This window comes from Streptomyces alkaliterrae (genome assembly GCF_007097205.2).
GTDB classification, from domain to species: Bacteria; Actinomycetota; Actinomycetes; order Streptomycetales; family Streptomycetaceae; genus Streptomyces; species Streptomyces alkaliterrae.
Genome location: NZ_VJYK02000544.1, coordinates 1 through 1,803, shown reverse-complemented (window position 1 = coordinate 1,803; position 1,803 = coordinate 1). Strand labels below are relative to the sequence as shown.

The window sequence follows — 1,803 nt, the reverse complement described above, 5'->3', positions numbered from 1 at the left end:
GGGGTGGCCGGGTGGGCCGTCAGCCGCCCTTGCGCTCGTGCCGGGTGAGCAGCCGCCCGGCGGTGTCGCCGAGCAGTTGGACGAGGGTGACGAGGACGATCAGCACGGCGACGGTGGCGAGCATCAGCCCCGTCTCGAAGCGCTGGTAGCCGTAGGTGAGTGCCAGGTTGCCCAGGCCGCCGCCGCCCACGACGCCGGCCATCGCGGAGTAGCCGACGAGCACGATGACGGTGGTGGTGAGGCCGGCGACGAGGGAGGGCAGCGCCTGCGGCAGCAGCACCTTGAACACAGTGGTGCCGGTGCCGCCGCCCATCGACTGGACGGCCTCGACGAGCCCGTGGTCGACCTCGCGGACGGCGGTCTCCACCAGGCGGGCGAAGAACGGGATGGCGCCGACGGCCAGCGGCACGATGGCGGCGGTGGGCCCGATGAAGGTGCCGACGAGCAGCCGGGTGAAGGGGATCAGCGCGACCAGCAGGATGATGAACGGCAGCGAGCGGCCGACGTTGACCACCGCGCCGAGCACCTTGTTCACGGCGGTGTTGCGCAGTATGCCGCCCCGGTCGGTGAGGACGAGCAGGACGCCGAGCGGGAGCCCGCCGAGGGCGGCGACGAGCGTGGACCAGCCCACCATGTAGAGGGTGTCCACGCAGCCCTGCACCAGCAGCGGTTGCATCTGGGACCAGGTCACTTGACGACCTCCTCGGTCAGCCGCTCGGCGTCGGCGGCGGTGGGGACGTCGACGGTCAGGCCGCGCTCCCGCAGGAAGCCGATCGGTACGACGTTGTCCTCGTAGCGTCCGGGCAGTTCGATCCGCATCCGGCCGATCTGGCGTCCGGAGACGGTGTCCATGGCGGCGCCGAGAATCGATATGTCGATGTTGTAGGTGCGGGCGAGCTGGGAGATCACCGGCTGTGCGGTGGCCGAGCCGTGGAAGGTGACGTCCACGACGGTGCCGCCGGCGGTGACGGGTTCGCCGCCCACGGGGAAGAGTTCGGCGGCCAGTTCGGAGCCGGGGGTGGCGAGCAGGTCGTCGACCCGGCCGGACTCCACGACGCGGCCGCCGCGCATCAGGGCGGCGGAGTCGCAGACGCTCTTGACGACGTCCATCTCGTGGGTGATGAGCAGCACGGTGAGTCCCAGCTCGCGGTTGAGGTCGCGCAGCAGCCGCAGGACGGACCGGGTGGTCTCGGGGTCGAGCGCGCTGGTGGCCTCGTCCGAGAGCAGCACCTTGGGGTCGCCGGCCAGGGCGCGGGCGATGCCCACGCGCTGCTTCTGGCCGCCGGAGAGCTGGCCGGGGTGGACGCGGGCCTTGTCGGCGAGTCCGACGAGGTCGAGGAGTTCCAGCGCTCGGCGGGCCCGGTCGCGGCGGGGTACGCCCAGGATCTCCAGGGGGAGTTCGACGTTGCCCTGGACGGTGCGCGAGGACAGCAGGTTGAAGTGCTGGAAGATCATGCCGATGCGGCTGCGGGCGCGGCGCAGCGCGGCCGAGGGGCGTCCGCCGTCGGCCCGGCCGGTCGGGGCGAGCGCGGTCAGGTCCTCGCCGGCCACGGTCACGGTGCCGGAGGTGGGGCGTTCCAGCAGGTTGACGCAGCGGATGAGGGAGGACTTTCCGGCGCCGCTGCGTCCGATGACGCCGAACACCTCGCCCTCCGCCACATGGAGGTTCACCCCGTCCAGGGCGGTGACCTCGCGGTCACGGGTGCGGTAGACCTTGGTCAGGTCCGTGGTGGTGATCACTGGTTTCCGTCACTGTCGTTCGGCGGCACGGGGTGGGTGCCGGGCACGGGTGTGTCATCGCGG

General features: G+C 71.8%; 2 protein-coding genes. Both read right to left on the bottom strand.

Annotated elements, in window-relative coordinates; translation table 11 throughout:
• Positions 1-19: 19 nt before the first annotated feature.
• Positions 20-691, bottom strand: a complete 672-nt coding sequence (locus FNX44_RS26575; RefSeq protein ID WP_143651521.1) for a methionine ABC transporter permease — start codon at positions 689-691, stop codon at positions 20-22.
• A complete protein-coding gene (locus FNX44_RS26570; protein WP_143651520.1) occupies positions 688-1,740 on the bottom strand; it encodes a methionine ABC transporter ATP-binding protein in 1,053 nt (350 codons plus the stop codon). The genes FNX44_RS26575 and FNX44_RS26570 overlap by 4 nt, the downstream gene beginning before the upstream one ends.
• Positions 1,741-1,803 lie beyond the last annotated feature (63 nt).